The 25,155-nt window shown below is 42.9% G+C and carries 21 protein-coding genes; 6 read left to right on the forward strand and 15 right to left on the reverse strand.

The genetic code is table 11. The features are described 5' to 3' along the window. Positions 1–13: 13 nt before the first annotated feature. The 6 genes from OAG1_RS11215 to bioB form a co-directional block, all read right to left on the reverse strand. Complete coding sequence (locus tag OAG1_RS11215) at positions 14–991, reverse strand: ABC transporter substrate-binding protein (RefSeq protein WP_152785016.1); 978 nt, start codon at positions 989–991, stop codon at positions 14–16. Positions 992–1,199: 208 nt separating this feature from the next. After that, positions 1,200–2,072 (reverse strand): protease HtpX, encoded by an 873-nt coding sequence (gene htpX, locus OAG1_RS11220; protein ID WP_338621346.1) that lies wholly within the window; start codon positions 2,070–2,072, stop codon positions 1,200–1,202. Positions 2,073–2,163: 91 nt separating this feature from the next. Beyond that, positions 2,164–2,853, reverse strand: a complete 690-nt coding sequence (gene bioD, locus OAG1_RS11225) for a dethiobiotin synthase (protein WP_338621347.1) — start codon at positions 2,851–2,853, stop codon at positions 2,164–2,166. Next, positions 2,846–3,622, reverse strand: coding sequence for a malonyl-ACP O-methyltransferase BioC (gene bioC / locus OAG1_RS11230; protein ID WP_338621348.1), 777 nt, complete (start codon positions 3,620–3,622; stop codon positions 2,846–2,848). Before bioC ends, bioD begins: the two co-directional genes overlap by 8 nt. Then, positions 3,609–4,784 carry an 8-amino-7-oxononanoate synthase gene (bioF, locus tag OAG1_RS11235; protein ID WP_338621349.1) on the reverse strand — a complete coding sequence of 392 codons (1,176 nt, stop codon included), beginning with the start codon at positions 4,782–4,784 and terminating at the stop codon, positions 3,609–3,611. The genes bioC and bioF overlap by 14 nt, the downstream gene beginning before the upstream one ends. Continuing rightward, positions 4,785–5,837, reverse strand: coding sequence for a biotin synthase BioB (gene bioB / locus OAG1_RS11240; protein WP_016403271.1), 1,053 nt, complete (start codon positions 5,835–5,837; stop codon positions 4,785–4,787). Between the two features lie 97 nt (positions 5,838–5,934). On the opposite strand from bioB, the gene bioA reads away from it, so the two are divergent. After that, a complete protein-coding gene (bioA, locus tag OAG1_RS11245; protein WP_338621350.1) occupies positions 5,935–7,206 on the forward strand; it encodes an adenosylmethionine--8-amino-7-oxononanoate transaminase in 1,272 nt (423 codons plus the stop codon). On the opposite strand, the gene OAG1_RS11250 is transcribed toward bioA, so the two are convergent. Then, positions 7,196–7,567, reverse strand: a complete 372-nt coding sequence (locus OAG1_RS11250) for a hypothetical protein (protein WP_016403274.1) — start codon at positions 7,565–7,567, stop codon at positions 7,196–7,198. The two genes, bioA and OAG1_RS11250, sit on opposite strands and share 11 nt — an antisense overlap. A 154-nt stretch (positions 7,568–7,721) precedes the next feature. On the opposite strand from OAG1_RS11250, the gene asnS reads away from it, so the two are divergent. Together asnS and OAG1_RS11260 are read left to right on the forward strand one after the other, a co-directional pair. Beyond that, on the forward strand, positions 7,722–9,122 hold the full coding sequence (gene asnS, locus OAG1_RS11255) for an asparagine--tRNA ligase (RefSeq protein WP_338621351.1): 1,401 nt from the start codon (positions 7,722–7,724) through the stop codon (positions 9,120–9,122). A 190-nt stretch (positions 9,123–9,312) separates the two neighbouring features. Further along, positions 9,313–9,993, forward strand: a complete 681-nt coding sequence (locus OAG1_RS11260; RefSeq protein WP_016403276.1) for a DUF3334 family protein — start codon at positions 9,313–9,315, stop codon at positions 9,991–9,993. Here the strand turns inward: OAG1_RS11260 and OAG1_RS11265 are convergent. The 3 genes from OAG1_RS11265 to OAG1_RS11275 all read right to left on the reverse strand — a co-directional run bounded on the left by OAG1_RS11265 (position 9,990) and on the right by OAG1_RS11275 (position 13,382). Continuing rightward, complete coding sequence (locus OAG1_RS11265; RefSeq protein ID WP_338621352.1) at positions 9,990–10,604, reverse strand: DsbA family protein; 615 nt, start codon at positions 10,602–10,604, stop codon at positions 9,990–9,992. The genes OAG1_RS11260 and OAG1_RS11265 overlap by 4 nt on opposite strands. A gap of 6 nt (positions 10,605–10,610) precedes the next feature. Next, positions 10,611–11,150, reverse strand: coding sequence for an NAD(P)H nitroreductase (locus OAG1_RS11270; protein ID WP_016403278.1), 540 nt, complete (start codon positions 11,148–11,150; stop codon positions 10,611–10,613). Between the two features lie 210 nt (positions 11,151–11,360). Continuing rightward, on the reverse strand, positions 11,361–13,382 hold the full coding sequence (locus OAG1_RS11275; protein WP_338621353.1) for an NADPH-dependent 2,4-dienoyl-CoA reductase: 2,022 nt from the start codon (positions 13,380–13,382) through the stop codon (positions 11,361–11,363). Between the two features lie 156 nt (positions 13,383–13,538). Between OAG1_RS11275 and sppA the strand changes: the two genes are divergently transcribed. Together sppA and ansA are read left to right on the forward strand one after the other, a co-directional pair. After that, positions 13,539–15,365: a signal peptide peptidase SppA gene (gene sppA, locus OAG1_RS11280; protein WP_338621354.1), complete on the forward strand. Its 1,827-nt coding sequence runs from the start codon at positions 13,539–13,541 to the stop codon at positions 15,363–15,365. 83 nt (positions 15,366–15,448) lie between these two features. Then, the gene (gene ansA / locus OAG1_RS11285; RefSeq protein ID WP_152782837.1) at positions 15,449–16,459 is read left to right on the forward strand and encodes an asparaginase; all 1,011 of its coding nucleotides are present in this window, start codon (positions 15,449–15,451) and stop codon (positions 16,457–16,459) included. On the opposite strand, the gene OAG1_RS11290 is transcribed toward ansA, so the two are convergent. Beyond that, entirely contained in the window at positions 16,456–16,737 is a 282-nt protein-coding gene (locus OAG1_RS11290; RefSeq protein WP_338621355.1) for a DUF1315 family protein, read from the reverse strand. The two genes, ansA and OAG1_RS11290, sit on opposite strands and share 4 nt — an antisense overlap. A gap of 168 nt (positions 16,738–16,905) precedes the next feature. Here OAG1_RS11290 and OAG1_RS11295 point away from each other — a divergent pair, with 168 nt between their 5' ends. Beyond that, on the forward strand, positions 16,906–17,733 hold the full coding sequence (locus OAG1_RS11295) for a DUF2989 domain-containing protein (protein ID WP_338621356.1): 828 nt from the start codon (positions 16,906–16,908) through the stop codon (positions 17,731–17,733). Positions 17,734–17,741: 8 nt separating this feature from the next. On the opposite strand, the gene msrB is transcribed toward OAG1_RS11295, so the two are convergent. The 4 genes from msrB to malQ all read right to left on the reverse strand — a co-directional run bounded on the left by msrB (position 17,742) and on the right by malQ (position 24,858). After that, complete coding sequence (gene msrB / locus OAG1_RS11300; RefSeq protein WP_016403285.1) at positions 17,742–18,134, reverse strand: peptide-methionine (R)-S-oxide reductase MsrB; 393 nt, start codon at positions 18,132–18,134, stop codon at positions 17,742–17,744. Then, complete coding sequence (glgX, locus tag OAG1_RS11305) at positions 18,131–20,230, reverse strand: glycogen debranching protein GlgX (protein WP_338621357.1); 2,100 nt, start codon at positions 20,228–20,230, stop codon at positions 18,131–18,133. Before glgX ends, msrB begins: the two co-directional genes overlap by 4 nt. Before the next feature lie 49 nt (positions 20,231–20,279). Next, complete coding sequence (gene glgB, locus OAG1_RS11310) at positions 20,280–22,490, reverse strand: 1,4-alpha-glucan branching protein GlgB (RefSeq protein ID WP_338621358.1); 2,211 nt, start codon at positions 22,488–22,490, stop codon at positions 20,280–20,282. Positions 22,491–22,659: 169 nt separating this feature from the next. Then, positions 22,660–24,858 (reverse strand): 4-alpha-glucanotransferase, encoded by a 2,199-nt coding sequence (gene malQ / locus OAG1_RS11315; RefSeq protein WP_338621359.1) that lies wholly within the window; start codon positions 24,856–24,858, stop codon positions 22,660–22,662. Positions 24,859–25,155: the final 297 nt, after the last annotated feature.

Below are 25,155 nucleotides of genomic sequence, written 5' to 3' on the forward strand. Positions count from 1 at the left end.
AATCCGCTTAAACCTATACACCGTTCAACTCCAATAACCACTCGCTGGTAAAACTACGCGACAAATCAGGTGCTCGGTGGATCAATTCCAACTCAGCCATACGTTGCGCTTTTTCCTGCGCAAGCCCCAAAATAAAATTACCAGAGAAAAGTGCAATGCTTTGCTGAGCATTAAGCATTTGAATATTTCCGTAAGCTTGGCGAACTTCTTTACTGTAAAGCTGGGTTCGCTTAGCGATTAACTTGTAGCCTTCTCTTGAATGCTCTTCTAACCAAGTGTTAGCTTTATAGAAGTTTTTCAATAAATTCGAAATACCGTTTCGCTTTTTTTGTAAGACCTCTGTTCTTACCACCATTACGCGATAATACGGTTGGCCTTGTGCAGCGCTTTTATATAAAACGTTGGCAGATAGATTATCTACCAAACGGCTTTGAATTGGACCTGAGGTCATCACTGCACTTATTTCGCCTTTGCGAAATAGTGCCAATTGCTCATCAAGTTTAGCTTCTACCAAGACAAAATCATCGGCGTTAACCTTGGTGTCTTGTAACCAGTCATCCATCACTAAAGAGGCTACCGATAGGCTCTCGTAGCCGATGCGTTCACCTTTTAGTTGTTCAATATTCTTAATATCTTGGCGTGTGACTAATGCATCTCCACCGACACTTCTATCGATAATTGCAACTACGGTTAAATCTACTCGCTCGGATAACAAACTAATTGTTTCGGTGAGACTTAAGAAACCGGCATCCACCTGCCCACTTTTAAGAGCGTGCATTACATGGCTGGGAGTTGTTAGTTCATTTACGATATATGCATTAGAGCCCTCGAAAGAAAGCTGCTTAGACAGGAATATAGGTTCAAAGCCCAGCCAAGGAGACACGGCTACGCGTAGAGCTTGAGTTTGGCTTTGACATGCGAGCAAGACACTACTAAAAAAAAGTAGTATTCCAATCTTACTTGCGTTGATTGATAAAAACGTAAATTTCATATCCCTGATAGTTCTTAACTCTTCCTGAGCATACAACTAAAACTAGCCATCCATTCTGCTTGCGCCAGACGCAAAAAGAAAGCAAACAGTTTAAAAAATTATGAGGATATTACAAACTTAAAAGTTTACGCTCAAAAATTAAGCGCAAGATCAAAAAAGTGCCGACAAAGCGGCACTTTCATTAAAGTTTTTGGTCGATTGACCGAGCTTAACGTGCTCGTAATGCGGCAATGCGTTTTTCTAAAGGTGGGTGGCTTAAAAACAGCTCGCTCATTGCGCGTTTACCATTAATACCAAAGGCCATCATAGAGCCTTCCATTTCTGGCTCTCTACTTCCACCTAATCGTTGTAAAGCATTAATCATTTTGTCTTTACCAACTAACTTGGCAGAGCCTTCATCGGCGCGGTACTCGCGTTGACGCGAAAACCACATAACAATAATGCTGGCCAAAATACCAAACACCATTTCAAGCACAAACACAGTTCCGATATAAGCAAAGGTGCCCATGCCTTGTCCGTTCTCATTATTGTTACTCATAGCAGAGCTAATAACGTTAGCGATGATTCGCGCTAAGAACATTACAAAGGTATTTACTACACCTTGGATTAAAGTAAGGGTAACCATGTCGCCATTAGCAATATGACTAACTTCGTGGGCGAGAACAGCTTCTACCTCGTCGCGAGTCATGTTATCTAACAAACCGGTGCTTACAGCCACCAAGGCATCATCTCGCTTAGCACCGGTAGCAAATGCGTTCATGTCTGGAGCATTGTAGATAGCAACTTCTGGCATACCAATGCCTGCAGCTTTTGCCTGCCTTGCCACGGTATCAACCAACCATGCTTCGGTTTGGTTTCTCGGTGTAGTAATAACCTGAGCTCCGGTAGAACGCTTTGCCATCCACTTGGAAATAAGCAAAGAAATGATAGAGCCGCCGAAGCCAAAAATGGCACAGAAAATCAACAAGCCGCCCATGCTTTGGGTAGAGATCCCCAGAGCAGAAAACACTATGTTCATTACAATCCCTAGCACTAGAACAACAGCTAAGTTAGTGCCTAAAAACAACAATATACGTTTCATCGTCTTCCTCGATTATGATGGAATTACCCAATTACCATAATATATGGGGTATAACTCACACTTTTCAATGGCTTAAATAGGGTAAATACGTTTAGATTTGGCTGACCAGAGCATCTATATCAAAGCATTCCGCTGCTAAGTTAGCGTTAAGGCTGGTGTTATAAGGAAGTTCAGCAATACAAGGAGCATCTATGGCACCTTGTAAATAGCTGATATTCAATTTTGATATATCTGAAGGCTCACTTAAATTATTAGCCACCCAAGCCACCACATTACAACCACTGGCGTTTATCGCTTCAGCGCTTAGCAAGGCATGGTTTAAACATCCAAGCTTCACTCCAACAACTAACACTACAGGTAAACCCTGCTCAGCTACCCAATCAGACATCATCAGCCCTTGTTCATTAAGTGGCACATGCCAACCGCCTGCTCCTTCAACCACAACAAAATCTGATTTACAAACTAAACGCTGTAACCCACTGGCCATTAACGCGCTATCAACTGGCTTTTTCTCTAGCTTTGCGGCGATATGGGGGGCTATAGCATGTTTTAGCATTACTGGATTTACTTCTGCATAGTCGAGTTCACTGGAGTTTACCTTCATTAATGCCAGCGCATCTTCATTGCCTTCTCCTGAATCAAACATTTCAGTTCCAGCTGCAATGGGCTTAAAACCATTAACAATTGAGAACTTGTTTTGTAGCGCTTTTACCAAGCCACAACTTACTACGGTTTTACCTACTTCCGTATCGGTGCCGGTGATAAAAACAGACTTAGTCATTAGTCAATACTCCATAACTCACTTTATAGGTGGCACTAATTTGCATGTTGTTGGTTGCTTGGCCGAACATTTCCTTATAGTTTCTAGCCATAGCCTTTAGTTGACCGCGATTTGTTGAATTTGGCTCTCCCCCAACCACATAGTTTGCGCCGATACCTTTTAAATCGGCCAACAACAAAAAGGCATGCTCGTACCAAAGAGTTCGTTGCTCATGATGAAACTTGGCATTGCTAAAACCGGCTTCGCTAGCCGCTTGTACAATATCATCCTGAGTTAGGAATCGGTTTACATGACGGTGGGAGTCGATGCTAGACCACGCTTGTTCAAGCTCCAATAAAGTACCTTGGCTAAGAGTAGAAAATAACAAAACGCCATTTGGCTTAAGTACTCTTCTAATTTCTTTTAATGCAGCTGCTAGATCATTGCACCACTGCAAGGCTAAGCTTGAAAATACTAAATCTACACTATCGTCGGCTAAGCCTAAGTGTTCCGCATCACTAACCAACGCTGCACATGGCTGAGCATAGCGCTTTGCTTTAGTAGCCATTGCTAAAGACAAATCTAAGGCTACAACATGAGATGAATGAGCCTTTAGAGAACGAGAAAAATAGCCAGTGCCACAGCCTAAATCTATAGCTAGAGGATAAAGTTTATTAGGTAAGTAACTTAATAAGGTTTCGCCAATATTGCGTTGCAACTCGGCATAATCATTATAGGTATCAGCGGCTTTGGAGAAATGACGAGCAACCTGCTGTTTATCGATGACCATAGTTTTCTTTACTTACTTCATGAATAGCGTTTATAAGATCAACAATATCTTGTGCTTGGTGATGACTACTTAAGGTTACCCGCAGCCTAGCGGTGTTTACCGGCACTGTAGGAGGACGAATTGCAGAGACCCAAAACCCTTTGCCTTGCAGCGACTCGGCCATCGCTAATGCTTTGTCCGCCTCACCGATAATAATCGGTTGAATAGCTGTATTTGAATCAGCAACTGCAATATTGTTTTCGATTGCTAACGATCTAAACAGTGCAATATTATCAGCTAACTGTTGCTGCAATTCTGGCTGCGTTTGCAGCACCCGAATAGCTTCGGTTACTGCGCAAGCTTGGGCTGCTGGCATCGCTGTTGAGTAGACATAGCTCTTGTCGAAATTAACCAAATAGTCTTTAAGCGCTTGGTTACATAAAATCGTTGCTCCGGAAACACCAAGTGCTTTGCCAAAAGTTAGCATTTGAATTTGTACATCGCTGGGTGTCAGGTTTTGTTGGTCTGCGGAACCTCTGCCTTGATCACCTAAGCATCCAACACCGTGGGCATCATCAACCATTAACCAAGCATTGTGTTGTTTACATAGATCACTAATGGGCTTTAACGGTGCTTGATCACCGTCCATGCTAAAAACCCCTTCAGTGATCACTAAACAGTTTTCACCCTGTTGGCTTTCTAACCTGTTAGCAAGCTGGCTTACTGAGTTATGTTGAAAACGGCTAAAGTTCGCGTCACACAGGACTCCAGCTTCCATCAAGGAGGCATGGTTGAGTTTATCTTGGATCAGCACATCGTTTTTTTTGAGTAGAGCTTTGATAACACTCTGATTAGCGGAATAACCGCTGTTAAATAGCAATGCACCTTCACGTCCCTGCCATTCACAAAGTGTTTCTTCCAATTGGTAGTGCGCTTTTTGAAAACCGGTTACCAACGGAGAGCCACCACTTCCCACTCCATAACGCTCTGCACCTTTTATCCAAGCATCAATTACTCTGGGGTGATGAGATAAACCGAGATAGTCATTACTTGAGAAATTCACAAACTGTTGGTTATCAATGTCAATCAAACGCCCTTGGGCGCTAGATTGACATCGACGCTGGCGAAACAATTGTTGCTGTTTGCGTTTTTCTACTTGCTGTTTTACAAACTCAAATGCCATTTACGAGGCGTCGTAAAATTGTGAAGGGCTGTTTTTCTGCTGCTGTTTCACCAAGGTTTTGTAAAGATCTTCTTCTTGCTCTTCGGTACCATTTTTTAGCGCTGCTGGCTCTGGTCGAATACCTAGCTTTTTAAACAACTGCATGTCTTGGTTTTCATCAGGATTTGGCGTAGTTAGCAACTTACACCCGTAAAAAATAGAGTTAGCGCCGGCCATAAAGCATAGTGCTTGAACCTGCTCGTTCATTTCTTCACGTCCTGCCGATAAACGCACATGCGAGCGAGGCATCATGATACGAGCAACCGCTATGCAGCGAATAAACTCAAATTGGTCCATGTCATCAACATCTTCAAGTAAAGTCCCCTTCACTTTTACCAGCATGTTAATGGGAACACTCTCAGGATGGCGAGGTAGATTAGCCAACTGAACCAATAAACCACTTCTGTCGGTAGCTGTCTCGCCCATGCCCATAATACCGCCCGAGCACACTTTCATACCTGCCGAGCGCACGTTATCTAGTGTATCTAAACGTTGGTCGTAAGTACGGGTGGTAATAATCTCTTGGTAATACTCGCGTGAAGTATCAAGGTTATGGTTGTAGTAATCTAAACCTGCATCGGCCAGTTCTTCAGCCTGCTGCTTCTCTAGCATGCCTAGGGTCATACAAGTTTCCATGCCCATTTCTTTCACGCCTTCTACCATTTTCACTAAGTAAGGCATATCGCGCTGCTTAGGGTTTTTCCATGCTGCGCCCATACAAAAGCGAGTTGAACCGTTTGCTTTGGCTTTTTTAGCCTCGCTCAGTACATGTTCAACCTCTAATAGCCGCTCTGTTTTAAGGTCAGTTTTATGGTGAGCACTTTGTGGGCAGTACTTACAATCCTCAGGACACGCGCCAGTTTTAATCGATAATAAAGTAGAAACTTGTACTTGGTTTGGGTCAAAATTGGCGCGATGCGCACATTGAGCCTGAAACAATAAATCGTTAAATGGCAAAGCAAACAAATCGTTTACTTCCTGTACGGTCCAATCGTGGCGGAGTGCTTGAGTCATTTGAGAAGCTTTCTTTAGAAATAATAATCCGCTAGTCTAGCGACAGCCAAGCCGCTGTCAACTTTAAAAAACCGATAACTTTACCAATGGTTAAATAATGAGCATAGATTTAGATTACGACCAACAACATTTATGGCACCCTTATACGTCTTCTATAAACCCGCTGCCCTGTTATCCAGTAAGCTCTGCCGAAGGTTGCGAGATCATTTTAGAAGACGGTACCCGACTCGTTGATGGCATGGCTTCTTGGTGGGCATGTATTCATGGTTATAAAGTGCCTGAGCTAGACCAGGCAGCCGCTCACCAACTTGGTAATATGTCGCACGTGATGTTTGGCGGGCTCACTCACAAGCCAGCAGTAGAGCTGGCTAAAAAGCTAGTGGCGCTAACTCCACCAAGTTTAGAGCAAGTGTTTATCAGTGATTCAGGCTCGGTTGCCGTTGAAGTTGCATTAAAAATGGCGCTGCAATTCTGGCACGCAAAAGGTGAAAAACGAGCCAAGTTTGCCACCATAAGAAACGGCTACCACGGCGACACCTTTGGCGCTATGTCGGTATGTGACCCAGATGGCGGTATGCACCAACTCTATCAAGGGTTCTTACCCGAGCATCTGTTTTGCGAAGCGCCGCAAACCCGTTTTGAGGAAACGTGGGATCCAGCAGACATCAAACCAATGCAGAAGATGCTCGAGCAACATCATCAGTCTATAGCGGCTGTGATTTTAGAACCGGTAGTTCAAGGTGCTGGCGGTATGCGTATTTACCACCCTCAATACCTTAAAGAACTACGAAAGCTGTGTGACCAATATCAGCTATTATTAATTGCCGATGAAATAGCTACTGGTTTTGGTCGCACCGGTAAATTATTCGCCTGTGAACACGCAGAGATAGAGCCCGACATACTTTGTCTAGGCAAAGGCTTAACGGGTGGCTACATGAGCCTTGCAGCGACCATCACCAGCAAATCTGTTGCTAATACGATTTGTAGTGGAGAGGCTGGCGTATTTATGCATGGTCCAACGTTTATGGGTAACCCACTAGCATGCGCGGTGGCAAATGCCAGCATTGACCTGCTTATTGCTTCAGACTGGCAAACTAAGGTTGCGACGATTGAACAATCACTTAAGACACAACTTAAACAGTGCCTAAGCTTAGAATCTGTAACAGATGTTAGAGTATTAGGGGCCATTGGCGTGGTTGAGACAAAGCAGGCGGTGAATCTAGCAGACATTCAAGCGAAATTTGTGGAACTCGGTGTATGGATAAGACCCTTTGGAAAACTAATCTACATCATGCCGCCCTACACAATTTCAGCAAGCCAGCTTCAAAAGTTGACGGATGCTATTTATAAGGTGCTGACTAGCCTCTAAATAGCTTGAGGTAATAGAACAACAAAATAGCGATAACAATCACCGCTAACAGACCCATGTTCATTTTGAAATAGTCTGTTTTGCGGCGAGAGCGACTCCAGTTAACAAAAATGCCCGCTAAGGTAATGCCACAGCAACCCCACAGCAAAAACACAAATACTTGCCTTAAATCCTCTATCCAGTGGTCTCGATATCCTTGCCCGTCGGTAGTTTGAAAGGCGCTGTAAGCTATTTCTGGTCTTGCATAATGATAAACCACCAAAGAACCAATAAACATTGTCCACGCTAACAAGGAAATAATCACAAATAGCTTTTGAAGACCATCAGGCCCTTTTCGACGTTCTTTTCTATTTTGCCGCATTTACCCACTCACCTTTCTTCCAACAAGCGTATTTCCTTAACATAAGTTATCGATTTCCGGAGTTTTATCAATTTTTACTTGAGTCTTTAGCCCCAAGAAGTAACATTGGTCACCTTACAATATTAGCACTATCAAATCGGAGCAGTTGTTTGCTATGACGCATTCTTCAGTGACAGACGTTTTAAGCGGAAAGTTCAGCGTTGGTCAACAAGTAACAATTAAGGGTTGGATCCGCACTCGTCGTGATTCAAAAGCAGGTCTTTCTTTCTTAGCCATTCACGACGGTTCATGTTTCGACGCCGTTCAAGCTGTGGCACCTAATACCCTAGCCAATTATGAGAATGATGTCGTTAAACTAACTGCCGGCTGTTCGGTTGTAGTAACTGGTGAAGTTGTTGAATCGCCAGGTAAAGGCCAATCATTTGAAATTCAAGCTACAGAAGTTGAAGTGCTTGGTTGGGTAGAAAATCCTGACAGCTACCCAATGTCGGCAAAACGCCACAGCATCGAGTACTTACGTGAACACGCTCACTTACGCCCTCGCACCAATGTAATTGGCGCAGTAACCCGTGTACGTAACTGTTTATCTCAAGCTATTCACCGCTTTTACCATGAACAAGGTTATGTTTGGGTAAGCACGCCAATTATTACTGGTAGTGATACCGAAGGCGCTGGTGAAATGTTCCGTGTATCTACACTAGACATGAACAACCTACCGCTAAGTGAAAAAGGCGATATCGACTATCAACAGGACTTTTTTGGCAAAGAAACGTTCTTGACAGTATCTGGTCAGTTGAATGCTGAAACCTATGCTTGTGCATTGTCTAAAGTGTATACCTTTGGTCCAACTTTCCGCGCCGAAAACTCAAACACTAGCCGTCACTTGGCTGAGTTTTGGATGGTTGAACCTGAAGTGGCCTTTGCTGATTTAGAAGACGTAGCAAAATTGGCAGAAGACATGTTGAAGTATGTATTCAAAGCGGTTCTTGATGAGCGTATGGACGACATGAACTTCTTTGCCCAACGTATCAACAAAGAAGCTATTAGCCGTTTAGAGAACTTTGTAAGTGCCGATTTTGCACAGGTAGACTATACCGATGCAATTCAAATCCTTAAGGATAGCGGCAAAAAGTTTGAGTACGACGTAGAATGGGGCATCGATATGTCTTCAGAGCACGAGCGTTACTTGGCAGAAGAACACTTTAAAGCGCCAGTGGTCGTTAAAAACTACCCTAAAGACATTAAGGCGTTTTACATGCGCCAGAATGACGACGGTAAAACTGTAGCAGCGATGGACGTTCTAGCACCTGGCATTGGCGAAATCATTGGCGGTAGCCAACGTGAAGAGCGTTTAGACGTGCTAGATGCCCGTTTACTAGAGCTAGACCTTAATAAAGATGACTACTCTTGGTACCGCGACCTGCGTCGTTACGGCACTGTACCACACTCAGGCTTTGGTTTAGGTTTCGAGCGCTTAGTATCTTACGTAACTGGCGTAAGCAATATTCGTGACGTAATACCGTTCCCTCGCGCACCTAAAAATGCCGAATACTAATATTTAGTTAATCACTAAATATCGCTAAAAGCCTCAATTTTATTGAGGCTTTTTTATTTCTAGATCATCCTCACACTCGAACTCTTTGCTGCATATACCATAGCAATCAAGGCTATACAGCTTTGTATTCATCATCCATACTTAAGCCCATTACCACGGCGCGGCCGGGAAGTAGTTAAAAAGGATTTACATGAAAAAATTAAAAGTTGTAACCACTGAAGACGTATTACTTACCTTGTGTAACTCGGTAACCAATGTATTAAGCAAGGCTACCACCAGTGAAATTAAATATTCGGCCATGGTACAAAAGATAAACAAGACTTGTTTAAAGCCAGATATTGGCTGTTTTGTTCTGTTTGATGGCGGCTTCTCTGGTTTAGTGGTTATTAACTTTACGGCCGATGCGGCCATGGAGATTTACCGCAATTACATGCTTCACATGGGGATCCCAGAATCAGAGCTCGCTCAGCAACATACTGCCGACGAAGTGGGTAACGTAATGGGTGAATTAATGAATCAGATGGTGGGTTACTTTACTGGCGTTATTGGTAAAGAATTACAAACCTCTCTCACTCAAAACCAACCCAAAATGCTGGCTTTAAACAAGCAAGTTTTAATCTCAATTGATACTAACTTGGACCGACCTCAAGCTAGACGAGTAACCTTCACTACCGCTAAGAACAACATCTTCTATCTTGAACTAGCCATGGATAAAACTGAGTTTATTAAACTTCATGAGTTTGAAACAGAAGACGATGTTGATCCAGATGATCTTATCGAGCAAGCCGCTACACAGAAGAAAGCAGAGCAAGAGCCAAAAGACGTAGCGCAAACCATTGATCAAGACTTACTTGACGAGCTAGGTATTTAAGCCAGTAACTGTTGAATATGCTCAAGGCTTGCTTGGGCATTTTTATAATCTAAACCTACCGAATGAAAGTGTTTATCTTTCTCTAGCACTAAAGATGGAAAACCTTGAATAGGCAAGCTTCGAGCAAACTGAATTTCTTCGAGTAAATTGGCATTCAATTTTTCACTGCAAATATCAGTCTTAAACTTCTCTAGGTCTAAGTTTAATCCTTCAGCTAAATCAATTAATACAGATAGATCTGAGGGATTTTTTGCGTCTAAATAATAAGCCTGCTGAATAGCAACTATCATCGCTTTCTCAGCACCCTGCTGCTTCGCTGCAAGAACAGCTCGATTAGCTGGATAAGTAGAACGCCTAGGAGCATTTAGTTCCCAAAACTGGTAATTGAATTGAGTCCCCAGTTGATTGGCAATCTTTAGCCAAGTTTGCTGCAAAAAAGCCTGCATTTCTGCAGGCATTTCAAGATCTGAGTCGGGCGCTAAACCACCGAGTAAATACACCAACTCGATATTACTAGGCAATATCTGCTCAAGCTCTAGCAATGTTGGCTTATAACCCCAGCACCAAGAACACATAGGGTCATGAACGTAGTACAGTCGGTATTTAGCCATAACTATTTACAACCAAGTGACATAATCTTTGAATGGTAATTCCCTTGGCTTCGCTACCTTAGTTTGTGGGCTACCTAGATAGAGAAAACCAACAATTGATTCATGTTCGGCTAAACCAAGTTCATGATTTACAATTGAGCTATACGCCATAGGCCCAGTTCGCCAAATACCATTATACCCTTGGGCATAGGCTGCCATTTGCATGGCATGCACAGCACACCCGGCTGACAGTACTTGTTCAATCTCAGGTACCTTTGAATGGGTTTTGGGTGAGGCAATGACAATAGTTATTAACGGAGCACGAAACGGCATGGTTTTCGCTTTTTCTGCATCGCCCTCTTCTGCTAGCGCTGCTTGTTCAAAAATTCCCGCAAGCTTTGATAGGCCTTCACCGCTAACATGAATAAAACGCCAAGGACTTAAGCCTCCATGGTCGGGAGCTCTAAGGCCAGCGTTCCAAATGGTTTCTAACTCTGCACCTTCTGGTGCTGGTGCAGCTAAACGCGCGCAAGAGTGACGATTTAGTAATAAATCTAAGGCTTTCATTGTTTTCCTTAACCACTTAAATATAGCGCCATTGTGCGCGAATTATGCTAAAAGTAAAGCCAAGTACCCACAGGTTTAGGCGCTTTTGAAATGGTTTTAGAGCGGCATCAACATTTAAACAAAATACGTCAACAGCAACTCAAGCAGTTGCAAGATTGGGTAAAACAAAACCCCAAGCAAACAGCTGCTCTCGTTCAGCATTGGCTTAGGTTAAATAAGCGCCGCTAGCTCAGCACCTTGGCGAATAGCACGCTTGGCATCAAGCTCTGCTGCTACATCTGCTCCACCTATTAGGTGAGAGTTAACACCAAGCGCTGTTAAATCATCATGCAAGGTTCTTAGCGGCTCTTGCCCAGCGCAAACAACCACATGGTCAACTTCAAGAATCGAGTCTTCGCCGTTGACGGAAATGTGTAGGCCTTGATCATCTACTTTTTTGTACTCAACGCCCGCTAGCATTTCTACTTGGTTTTTCTTCAAGGTTTCTCGATGGATCCAGCCGGTAGTTTTACCCAAGTTTTTACCCACTTTACTGGCTTTACGTTGACACAAATACACTTTACGCAAAGCAGGATGATTGTTGTGCTCTTTTAATCCGCCGGCCTCTGCCATGCTGCTATCTATTCCCCAATTATCAAGCCAACGTCCAACATTGGTTGATAGCGAAGGCTTTTGTTCAACCAAAAACTCGGCAACATCAAAGCCAATTCCGCCAGCGCCGATAATCGCGACTCGCTCTCCTACTTCTTTATGGTCTCTTAATACATCCAAGTAGTTATAAACTTTATCGTGCTCAATGCCTTCTATCGGAGGAGTTCTAGGAGAAATACCGGTAGCTATTACAACTTCATCGGCGTTTAAGCCAGCTAACATTGGCGCATCAACCTTAGTTTCTAATTCAACCTTAATGTTTAGCTGTTTAATTCTATTGGCAAAATAGCGTAAGGTTTCGTAGAACTCTTCCTTGCCTGGAATCTGCTTAGCATAGTTAAATTGGCCACCAATCTGAGAACCTTGATCGTAGATGGTAACGGTATGACCACGCTCCGCAGCATAACAAGAAAATGCCAATCCGGCAGGCCCTGCTCCCACAACAGCGATAGTTTTACTGCTTGAGTCTTTTTCGAAAGTAAGCTCTGTTTCATAACAGGCTTGCGGATTAACTAAACAGCTCGCTCGCTGTTGTTTAAAGACATGATCCAAACAAGCTTGGTTACAGCCAATACAGGTATTTATTAGAGCCGCTTGATTATTTTTGGCCTTTTCTACAAACATAGGGTCAGCCAACAACGGCCTAGCCATGGAAACCATATCAGCTTGCCCTGACCGCAATATGTTCTCTGCTACATCGGGTGTATTAATTCGGTTTACTGCAACCATAGGGATACTAACGTGTTGCTTTATTTTTTCAGTTACCCAAGCGAAGGCTGCTCGTGGCACACTGGTGGCGATAGTTGGTACACGCGCTTCATGCCAACCAATACCGGTATTTAGAATAGTTACACCAGCTTGTTCAAGTGCTTTAGCTAGGGTGACGACTTCGTCATAAGTGCTGCCTTTTTCAACCAAATCTAACATCGACAGACGAAATACAATGATAAAATCGTCTCCAACTGCAGCACGTGTTTTCTTAACGATTTCTAAGGGAAATTTAGTACGATTTTGGTAACTGCCTCCCCAACCATCAACACGCTGGTTAGTGCGTGCGCAAATAAACTGATTAATTAGGTACCCTTCAGAGCCCATAATTTCGACACCATCGTAACCGGCTTTTTTAGCCAATTTTGCGCTGTTGGCAAAATCTTTAATGGTGTTTTTTATTTGCCGTTCGCTCATAGCTTTAGGTTTAAAGGGGGAAATAGGCGCTTTAATCTTACTAGCACTAACATTAAATGGATGGTAGCCGTATCGACCAGCATGCAATATTTGCAGGGCGATTTTTCCGCCCTCTTTATGCACCGCGTCGGTAATAGTGCGATGCTTTTTTACTTGCCAAGGAAAACTTAACTGGCAGCCGTTTGGCGCTAAGCGACCTCTAAAATTAGGGGCGATGCCACCGGTAACAATTAAACCTACTCCACCTTTTGCTCTTAGTGCATAAAAGGCGGCAAGTTTTTCGAAACCACCCTTCTCTTCTTCTAAACCAGTATGCATAGACCCCATTAAAACCCGGCTTTGCAATTGGGTAAAACCTAAGTCTAATGGCGCTAGTAAATGGGGGTACTTGGTCATCTGTGTAACCTCAATCCATGGTTGATGTTATGAAACTGTTAATAGAGTATACAAACCAAACCTTCGTTTCAAACATTTGTTTAAATATTTGCAGGTGCCTGTTTTATATGACTATGGTAACGTTTAGTTATTGTTGACATTATTAAGTGACCCACAGTGTTTAAATTAATTAAGAACATATTTCGCTTTTTCTGGCGAACCTTAAACTTCATACGCTCTCTTTTAGTTAATTTGTTTCTGTTGTTTATGGTTGTGATGGTCATCATTGCATTAAACAGTGTTAGTCAAGAACCCGTTGAACCACCGAGTGCTGCAGCTCTAAGAATTGTGTTAGATGGGCAGATAGTAGAACAGCGCCAACGTGTTAACCCGATGGCCGAGCTAAGTAACGAATTATTAGGTAATAACACAGAAAAAGAGATTGACCTGCACAATGTGGTTAAAGCCATTGATGAAGCCAGGATTGATAGCAACATTACCGGATTAGTTTTAGAGCTTGGTGCTATGCCAAATACCAGCCAAACTAAATTAGCAATTATTGGCAAAGCCTTAAAAAGATTTAAAGACAGCGACAAACCCATCATTGCTTATGCCGACTACTATGACCAGCACCAATACTACTTAGCCAGTTTTGCAGATCAGTTATTACTGAATCCAAAAGGCGCAGTGTTGATGCGTGGTATGAACTCACGTCGTTTGTTTTTTAAAGATGCCATCGACAAGTTAGATATTACCACCCACGTGTTTCGTGTAGGCACCCACAAATCGTTTGTTGAGCCTTACCTACGCAACGATATGTCTGATGAAGCAAAACAAGATTTAGCGCGTTGGATGGACCAATTGTGGGCTGCTTATCTAAATACCGTTGCTAACAACCGTCAACTATCGGTCAATCACCTTCTGCCTGAACCATCCGCTTTGCTAGCACGATTAAAAACAGTAGATGGTAACGGGGCAAGATATGCGGAAAAATTTGGTTTAGTTGACCAGTTAACTACCCGCGCTCAAGCTAAACAAATATTAGTAGATACTTTTGGCGAAAATGACGAGGGCGACAGCTATCAAGCTCGCCATTACGCAGAATATCTGCAAAACGTGGCAGATGAACCTTCCAGTGAAAACAAAATCGCACTCATTGTAGCCCAAGGCGCCATTGTTGGAGGACGCGGACAAGAAAAGGTAATTGCAGCCGACACCGTATTAGCCCAGCTCAATCAAGTATTGGATGATGAGCAGATTAAAGCAGTAGTGATGCGCGTAGACAGCCCTGGTGGAAGTGCATTTGCCTCAGAGCTTATCCGTGAAAAATTACAGCAAATCCAAGAACAAGGAATACCTGTAGTTGTTTCCATGGGCAGCGTAGCCGCTAGCGGCGGTTATTGGATATCATCAACTGCGGATCAAATCTTTGCTAGCCCTACAACCATTACTGGTTCTATAGGTATTTTTGGTATGTTTGCCACCTTAGAAAACGCCTTAGCCAAGTTAGGCATTAGCAGTGATGGTTATTCAACCAGCCCACTGGCAGAGATTAGCCCTTTCCAGCCCTTACCAAAAGAGCTGGCTGAAATTATTCAACTTAATGTTGAACACGGATACCACGACTTTTTATCGCTAGTGTCTGCTGGACGTGACATTCCATTATCTGACATGGAAAAGATCGCCGAAGGTCGAATTTGGACTGGCCAAGATGCACTAAACAACGGCTTAGTTGATCAACTAGGGGATTTAAACGACGCAATTGATTACGCAGCGAGTATAAACGAGTTGGATTCTTACCAAGTAGAAACTTTAACCCCTCCGCTTAATCCAAGAGAGCGCTTAATTGCCCAATTCTTTGACAGTCAAATCAGTGCTGCGCTAGCTAATGTTGTTCCTAATTGGCAGTTGTTTAACCAAGTTGCTGAACAAGCGCCTGCAATAGACAAGTTTAGCGACCCACTTGGTCAATACAGCTTCTGTGCGGTATGTGAACAATTTTAAGCCAAACTAAATAAACAAAAACGGCTAATTACTTTAGACAAACATCAGACTATAATTTCACAAATTCTTTGAATTATAGTCTGATGAATCGAAAATCAATATATATTGCTTATACTGGCGGCACCATAGGCATGCAACGTAGCGAAAGAGGCTACGTGCCTGTTGCCGGTTTCATGCGCGATTGCCTAGAGGCGATGCCAGAGTTCAAACGCGATGAAATGCCCGAATTCACGGTACATGAGTTTTCTCCCCTAATAGATTCCGCAGATATGGATCCGCAGCATTGGCAACTAATTGCTGAGGATATACAAGCCAACTACGAAAAATACGATGGTTTTGTAGTGCTGCACGGCACCGACACCATGGCTTACACTGCGTCAGCCCTATCCTTTATGCTGGAGAACTTAAGCAAACCGGTAATTGTTACTGGTTCGCAAATTCCACTCAGTGAATTGCGATCAGATGGGCAAACCAACTTACTAAATGCCCTATACCTAGCGGCGTATTACCCGGTTCATGAAGTATGCTTATTCTTTAACAACAAATTGTTAAGGGGAAACAGAAGCACTAAAGCGCATGCGGATGGTTTCGATGCCTTTATGTCGCCTAATTTCCCGCCATTGTTAAAGGCTGGGATTGATATTGAAGTTATCACTGGGCAAGTTCGACCAACGGGGATTAGCGCTCTGCAAATTAGTCCCATTGTGCCGCAACCTATAGGAGTGGTTAGCCTCTACCCTGGAATCTCAACTGAAGTTATTGGAAATTTGCTACTTCAACCTGTTAAGGCGTTAATACTGCTAAGTTACGGTGTAGGCAATGCTCCACAACATCAATCAATGTTAGAGCAATTACAAGAAGCCAGCGATAGAGGCATTATTGTTATTAACCTTAGCCAATGTTTAACCGGTAAAGTAAACATGGGCGGTTATGCTACTGGCAATGCGTTAGCGAAAGCTGGAGTGGTAAGTGGTGGCGATATGACTACCGAAGCAGCACTGGCCAAATTACATTACTTGCTAAGTAAGAACCTACCTAGCCAGCGAATTCGTGAGTTACTTTGCCAAGACATTCGAGGCGAAATCTCTATTTAACTGTCATTCTGAGGAACACTAATAATAGTTTGGTCCTCTTTGTACTGACGTTTCAACTCTTGTTTGGATTTCATTACTAACTCACCATCTGTTCCAACAGTAAAATGTTGGGGCTGATGGTTATGTTTAGACTGATACAAGATAACCATTTGCTGGGTATGATCTCGTTGCTCATCAGTTACAAGCTTGCCATCAGGCCAGCGACCCGTTTCAACCGCCGTTAGCATATTCTGGTAAATCTCAGGGCTAATTGCAGCTAACAATTTATCTACATCCATTTATCACTCCTATAATGTTATGGGAACACTAACAAACCGACACAACACTGCCAAGCTATATTCTGACCACTTAACTTAACTGGGCAAATTAGGAGAAGCTATATGGAAAATATTTGTGGTAATCTTAGCCCAATAAAGCATTGTTTAAATTGAATTCAGGGAAATGATTTGTCTTTAGTAAAGCCATTTGGCTATAGCTTTTTTTTAGCACTACCTCTAGTACTAAGTGGTTGCGATTCGGGATTTGATTTATTCGGCTTTGGTAGTCGCTCTGTTAAAAGCATATGTAAAAACAACCCAGAATTGTGTGAAGACTTAAATCGCGATGGCTGGTGTAAAAAAGAGCGCAATGGGGTGATCATTAGCCGCTTCAATGAAATGAATGAAGCGAGCGAAATAAACCAATACCAGCTCATTAAAAACTACCGAGACTATAATTTTTGCATAGAGCTAGCAGCCAGCATTGAACCTAAATACGACAAGTCTCGTAAAACTCAACGAGTAATCGGCTTACTAACTTCACTTGAAGAGCTCGAGCGCCTAGAAGCTGAAACTAAAGAGTCTAACTATCCATTTTTGTCTATGTATCACTGGACACAGTTTCGCGATCAAGCAGCTGGACAACGCTTTCTTGCCCTTGAGGGAACAGACCAGCTTAATCACCCCGATTTACAGTGGACATTAGCTATTTACTACAGTGGCAAAGACGCTAAAAAGACTATCAACATCCTGCAAAATTCCTTTAAGTTGTTTGGTGAGGAAGAAACAATACCTGCCAAATATGCTGAGGCGATTACCTCTCAATACATGACGCTAAAAGATTACCGTCATGCCTATTTGTGGGCTCAAGTTGCGGCCTTGTTCGAAGATCACAGCAAGCAAGACTACTCGGGTCTTAACCACAAGTTAAAGCTTTCAGAAGAGCAACAGAAGGTATTGAAAGAAGAAGCCGGTATTATCTTTAAGCAAATAGAAAAAAGACAATACCGTTTATAGTTGCGGATTTACTCAGCAGTAAAATCTAGAGCGACTGAATTAATACAGTAGCGCTCTCCTGTCTCGGTAGGGCCATCGTTAAATACATGGCCCAAATGCGCATCACACTGGCTACAGCGCACTTCGATCCGCTCCATATTATGACTTTGGTCTCTTACAAAAGTAACGACTCTACTCTCTGCAATCTTATCAAAACTCGGCCAGCCACAACCTGAATCAAACTTTGATTCAGAGTTAAATAGCGCCTGATTGCAGCAAATACAATGATAGACACCTTGCTGTTTATTGTGTAGCAAAGTCCCAGAAAATGGACGCTCTGTGGCTCCCTTTCGAGTTACTTGGTAAGCCATTTCACCTAACAAGGCATGCCATTCTTGCTCGTCTTTTACAATCTTACTCACGATTTTACTTGTTCCAACAATAACATTGATTTTGCTTTAAGTTTGACACTACTTACGCCCCGAAGTTTCTTTTCGAATATGGCTTGCTCATTTGCGGTATCCATTTGCTGACACCAAATTGATTTACCCTCGGCTGTTGGGATCACAAAGTCAATTTCATGAGAACTGGCATTTATAATCCATAACCAACGCTCTTTGGATTCTCGAAGGTTTCTTACTTCAACTGCCACAGCCCAACCGTGCGATTGATGCCAGTCTTCTTGGTGCATATTTTCACCATCGTGACGATACCAACGCACTCCATGTAATTGTGAATGACATTTCTCGTAGCTATCATTTTCCAGCTGCAAATAATGAAAAACACGAGAACGTTTGCGCAATGCCATAAGTTGCTGACAAAAGTTTAGGAACTGTTGTTGATCACGGTCCAAATTCCAATCAAACCAGCTTATTTCATTGTTTTGACAGTAGGCGTTGTTATTGCCTTGCTGAGTTCGACTAAGTTCATCACCACCAAGAAAATGCGGTACACCTTGAGATAACATTAGCGTTGCGAGTAAATTGCGCTTTTGTTTACGACGTAAAGCTAAAACCTTTTTGTCTTTAGTTCGCCCTTCTTCACCATAGTTGGCTGAAATATTATGGCCGTGACCATCGCGGTTCTCTTCACCATTTGCATGGTTATGACGCTGCTCATAGCTAACTAAGTCTTCTAAAGTGAAACCATCGTGGTAACAAATATAGTTAACGCTAGTATGAATACTTCTGCGGCTGGCTAAAAACAGATCACGCGACCCCATAATACGAGTCGCCATTTCGCCCAATAAGCCATGCTCACCTTTCCAGAAGCCACGGCTGGTATCCCTAAATCGATCATTACACTCCATCCAGCGTTCAGGGAAGTGACCTAATTGATAACCATTAGGGCCGATGTCCCAAGGTTCTGCGATCATCTTCGCCTGAGACAATATAGGATCTTGAGCCACCGCTTTAAAAAATGCAGCTTGACTGGTGTAATGGTTATTCTCGCGGCCAAGGCTAACTGCTAAATCGAAACGAAAGCCGTCTACCTGCATCTCATCAACCCAATAGCGCAAGCTATCAAGCACTAGTCTCAAACTAACCGGGTGATCTAAACTAACGCTGTTACCACAACCGGTATTGTTGGCGTAACGGCTATAGTCTGGGCTATCTCCAATCTGTTCAAATAGGTAGTAATGTTTGTTATCTAAACCTCTGTAACACAAGGTTGGGCCATCATCACCAGACTCTGCAGTGTGGTTAAACACCACATCCAAAATCACCTCAATCCCATTTCTATGCAGCTCACGCACCATGGTTTTGAACTCAATCAAGGCATTTGATTTAGCATAACGCGGCTCTGGCGCCATAAATAATATTGGGTTATACCCCCAATAGTTACTTAAACCTAAGCCTTTTAATCTGGGTTCAGACATAAACGCAGCTGTAGGTAACAACTGAACAGAGGTAATACCTAAATCTTTTAGGTGCTTAATACTAGCGCTATCAGATACACCTAAATAGCTACCACGGTGTTGCTCTGTGACTTGGGTATTTAACTTACTAAACCCTCTAACATGAGTTTCGTATAACACCATATCTTGGCGATCTACATTAGGTTTAGTCACACCTTGCCAATCAAAGTGATCATCACAAACAATACACTTAGGTATTAAGTCTGCATTATCTTCTTGGTAAGCTTTGCTATCCCATATTAGTGGACGAGAAATGGCTTTTGCGTAAGGGTCTAAAATGAGTTTTCTAGGATCGAACCAATTGCCGTGCTCGGGTTGATAAGCACCAAAAACACGATAGCCGTAATATTGATTGGCCTTGATACCCTTCACATAACCAAAACGGATACCGCCTTGCTTACCAGGTAAGACTAGGCGCGCAACTTCATTTTCATGTTCGTCGAATAAGCACAGCTCGATATGCTTCGCATCGCCGGCATGAATGGCAAAATTACAACCATTTTCGTCGAGAGTAGCGCCGAGAGGATAGTCCCTTCCAGGGGAAACCTGAAAATGACTCAGGCTAAAAGGTAAAGGCTTTAATTGACTTCTTGTAGACATGCAAACCTTATTACCCCCTCGCTCCAGCGAGGGGGTATAAACAATGTATTTAATCTACTTTGATTAAATACAATGTTGATAGCGGTGGCAAGTTTAAAATCACAGAATTTTCGCGACCGTGGCTAGCAACGGATTCAGATTGGAATTCAATTCCTGCATCGTAGTTGCCGCCCCAGTACATTTCTGAATCTGAGTTCAAAATGATGCGGTAACGACCTTGCTCTGGCACAGCCAAACGGTAGTTATCACGAGGAACTGGGGTAAAGTTACTCACAACAATTACTTTTTGTTGACTATTTAAGGCATTACGCTGGAATACCAACACACTTTTTTCCCAATCGTCGTGATCAATCCACTCAAAACCTTGAGTGTCATAATCACCTTCAAACATCGCTGGGTGCTCGCGATACACTTTGTTTAGCTGTTTAACTAACTCTTGCTGCCCTTTGTGTTTAGGATATTCCAGTACATTCCACTCAAGGCTTGAATCGTGATTCCACTCGCTAGCTTGTGCAATCTCGTTACCCATAAAGTTTAGTTTTTTACCCGGATGCGCATACATAAATGCAGTGTAAGCACGCAGGTTAGCGGCTTGTTGCCATTCATCACCCGGCATTTTCCCTAGCAATGAGCCCTTACCGTGAACGACTTCATCATGTGAAATAGGCAATACAAAGTTCTCGTCATAGTTATAAACCATGGCGAAGGTAATTTCGTTGTGGTGATACTTTCTGAATGCAGGATCTTTTTGCATATAAGTCAAAGAGTCATGCATCCAACCCATATTCCATTTAAATCCAAAGCCTAAGCCGCCGGTAAATGTAGGGCGAGAAACACCCGCAAATGCCGTTGATTCTTCTGCGATGGTCATAGCATGTGGGTACTGGCGATAAACTTCTTCGTTGAACCATTTAAGTAAGCTAATAGCTTCGTAGTTATGATTTCCGCCATCTACGTTTGGTACCCACTCACCTTCTTCTCGTGAGTAATCCCAGTAAAGCATCGATGCTACTGCATCTACTCGTAAACCATCTACATGGAATTTATCTAACCAGATTAGAGCACTGGCAACCAAGAATTGGCGTACGGTATCGCGGCCAAAGTCATAGATGTATGAATTCCAATCGTTGTGCCAACCACGGCGTGGGTCTTCATATTCGTATAAATGCGTGCCATCAAATTGGGCTAAGCCGTGAGAATCACTTGGGAAGTGTGCAGGAACCCAATCAACAATAACGCCAATACCATTTTGGTGGCATTGGTCGACTAAGAATTTAAAGTCATCCGGGTTGCCAAATCTGCTCGTTGGAGCGAACAAACCGATAGGCTGGTAACCCCAAGAACCATCGAATGGGAACTCGGAAATAGGCAATACTTCAATGTGAGTGTAACCCATCTCTTTGACATACTGGACCAACTCAACAGCTAGTTCACGATAGCTCAAATAGTTATTGCCGGTAGCTTCAACCTTGCGACGCCAAGAACCTAGATGCACTTCATATATGCTCATTGGTTGGTGACGTTTGTCGTTATTTTGAGAGCGTATCCACTCTTCATCGTTCCACTGGTATTGGTCATGGTCCCAAACTACAGAGGCAAATGACGGATATTGCTCAGAGCTAAAACCTACAGGATCAGTTTTATGTGGCAGCGAGTGACCATGACGATCTTTTAATTCGTACTTGTACTTGGTGCCAGAATCTAATCCTGGAACAAACAGCACCCAATGGCCATCTAGTGAACGCTGCATAGGCAGGCGGCGACCATCCCAATGGTTAAAATCACCGATTAAACTCACACTTGATGCACTAGGCGCATACACACCAAAACGAACACCCTTTACTTGAACGCCGTCCACTTCAATGGTTTTAACTTGTGCGCCTAACACCTGGTAAAGGTTTTGCGGCGCGTGAGTCATTGTGGCTAAGCCATCATAAGCTAGGTCGGTAAATTGATATGGGTCTACTACTGTTAATTTGCTGTCGGCATATTCAACTTCTAACTGGTAAGCAAAGTGCTCTTCAGCATCAAACTCTAATTCGAAAAGGCCTTGAGGAGATAACTGGCCCATAGTTCCCAAAACTTCGCCATTTAGCGACATCACAGTTATCGCTTTTGCATCAGGTTGCCAAGCCCTTAACACCAAGCCTTTACCTTTGGCTTTTGCGTTTAAACCCAGAGCATTAAATGGCTCACTTAAACGCACGCTGGACAATTGTTGAACTAATTTAGAAACCTGAGAAGACAAAGATTGTTTCATTATGTACTTACCTTAACGTCCTGAGAATAAGGGGATTTGGTCATTAATGCTTAGGTTAGCGCAACTCTTCGAGCTTTTCTCAATTAATCAGTAGTAAAGTGAGATAGAAAACATTTTCATAGGCAAAAAAAAGCGCTCCGAAGAGCGCTTGTTTATAAATGCATCAAATTTACTTGCTAGCTTTGTTACGAGCGTCTGTTAATGAATACATTAAGTGCTGTACATCGTGGTTGTTAAACAAGTCACTTAGGTTCCAAGTTAACTTACGACGCCAGTTTGGATATTCGCTTGAAGTACCAGGTACGTTAACTGGCTTGTCCATTTCCATCCAGTCTTCTAACTGAACAGATAACAAGTTACAACTACCTTTTGCCATGTGCACTTGAATACCGTAGTTAAGGCCTTTATCCATGCCTACCCAGTTAACATCACGAGAGATGTAATCTGGAATACTTTGGTGACCGTGCAAGGTATCTAACAGCTTTTGTTTATTCTCATGGCGATCTTGGTAAAGGCTTTGTAGCACTTCTTCGTCTGGGTAAATGCCTAGCTCACGACCTAACGCTAAATCATCACAATGCCAGAAACCGCGTAAGGTTGGCATATCGTGAGTGGTTACCGCAGACATTGCCTGCTCAGGGTAATGCGCAGGAGAGATAAAGCCACCATCTTCAGCTTGCTCGAAGAAGAAAATACGGTAAGAGTGAACACCGTTTTCTTGAAGAACTTCAAAGATGCCGTCTGGAACAGTACCTAAGTCTTCACCAATGATTAAACACTGGTTACGATGACTTTCAAGTGCCAAAATTCCTAGCAAATCTTGAATTGGGTAGTAAAGGTAAGCACCTTTATCTGCTGAATCTTCAACAGGAACTAGCCATAAGCGCAATAGAGCCATTGCGTGATCGATACGTAAAGAACCACATGAGCGCATGTTAGAACGGAACAAGTCAACCATTGGCTGGTATTGCTGTTCTTCTAGAACTGCAGGGTCCATTGGAGGCAAGCCCCATTTTTGACCAAGTGGGCCAAGAATATCTGGTGGAGCGCCAACACTTGCATCTAGAGAATACAAATCGCCGTTTGCCCAAATTTCAACACTACCTTCACTTACACCTACAGCTAAATCACGGTAAAGGCCCATAGCCATACCCGATTCTTTAGCCACTGCATCTACTGCTGCTAATTGCTCGTCGGCAATCCACTGCAACCATAAGTAGAAATCTACAGCTTCTTGGTTGGCTTTTACCCATTCAGCAACCGCTGGTAGGTGGTACTCTTTGTACTCGTCAGGCCATGCTGGCCAGCCCCAGGCGTTACCAATGCTATCGTACAAGTGAGCTTGTAGTGCATCGTAAGTAGCTTGAGCTTGTAAGCTTTCGCCGCCTTCTTTAATAAATGTACGGAAAGCGTTCGCGCGCTTAGTGCGACCTTTCTGAATAGTTTGGAACTGCTTGAATACCAGTTTAAGAGCTTCAAGTTTTGCTTCAGTTACGCCGGTGTAGTCTACCCACTCGCTGCTGCGTAATTGCTCCAAACGGTTTTGGAAAGCAGCGCTAGCAACCAAGGCTGCAGCATCTGACTCAGCAAATTCGTTAATAGCTTCAACGTCGATATAAACAATGTTTAACCAACGACGTGAAGAAGGACTATATGGGCTAGCTGCTTCTGGGTTAGCTGGGTATAGCGAGTGAATCGGATTTAGACCAACAAAATCGCCACCGCGCTCGGCAATATTTTTAACTAAAACCTGTAAGTCTGAGAAGTCGCCGATACCCCAGTTAGTCTCTGTACGTAGGCAGTAAAGCTGTACACTTGGGCCCCATACTTTTTTGCCGTTAGCAATTTGTGGCTGAATGTAAGCAGCTTTAGGTGCAACGATGTAACGCGTTTCAGCTAAAACTTTACGGCCGCCTTTAACTGAAATGCTTAAAGTGTGGTAACCAATAGGTAACTCTAGGTTTAAGTTAACGATGTAAGCTTGGTACTCAATATCATTAATAGCGTGAGCTTCGATTAACTCACCATCTACAGGCGTAATCTGCCCTTTGAATTCTTCACCCTGCTCTGTTTTCAACTTCCAAGTGAATGCTTTATTAGCTAACTCGATAGGAACACGGATCTCTAATGGATATTCAGAAGCTACACGTACTACCTTTACTACTGGCATAACTTTTTGCCAGTAATTTAGTACATCTTCTTCATAGCGCTGTGCTAGTTGCTCTGCATCGTCTACAGGGTAACCTAACGCTCTTAGCAGTTTCGATTTGCTTTCAGGTACGACTTGCGCCGGATTTCCCCAAGCATCTACGTAGCTGGTTTCAATGCCGCGAAGCTTTACCAACTGTTCAATGATTTGATCTGACATAACATTTCCCGAGTTATTGCTTTTATCTAACTAATTATTGTTTTTTTAGCGCGTGTATTGTACTCATCCTAACGCTCGATTTATCGATCTAGCACAAATTTCGCTAAATTAATTTTATCTGAGATTGAGTGATATTGATTGTTTTTTTTTACTTCTAAGCTAATACTTCTTCCTGCAAATGTTAGCTTGCTCATTTTTAAACCATTAATTGATATCGCGCAAATTAATTGGCGATTGAACTTGACCAATTTTAAAAATGTTGTAAGTTTACAACCAATTTCTACATCTGTTAACACT

The organism is Agarivorans sp. OAG1 (assembly GCF_037076485.1).
In the GTDB taxonomy this organism is placed as follows: domain Bacteria; phylum Pseudomonadota; class Gammaproteobacteria; order Enterobacterales; family Celerinatantimonadaceae; genus Agarivorans; species Agarivorans albus.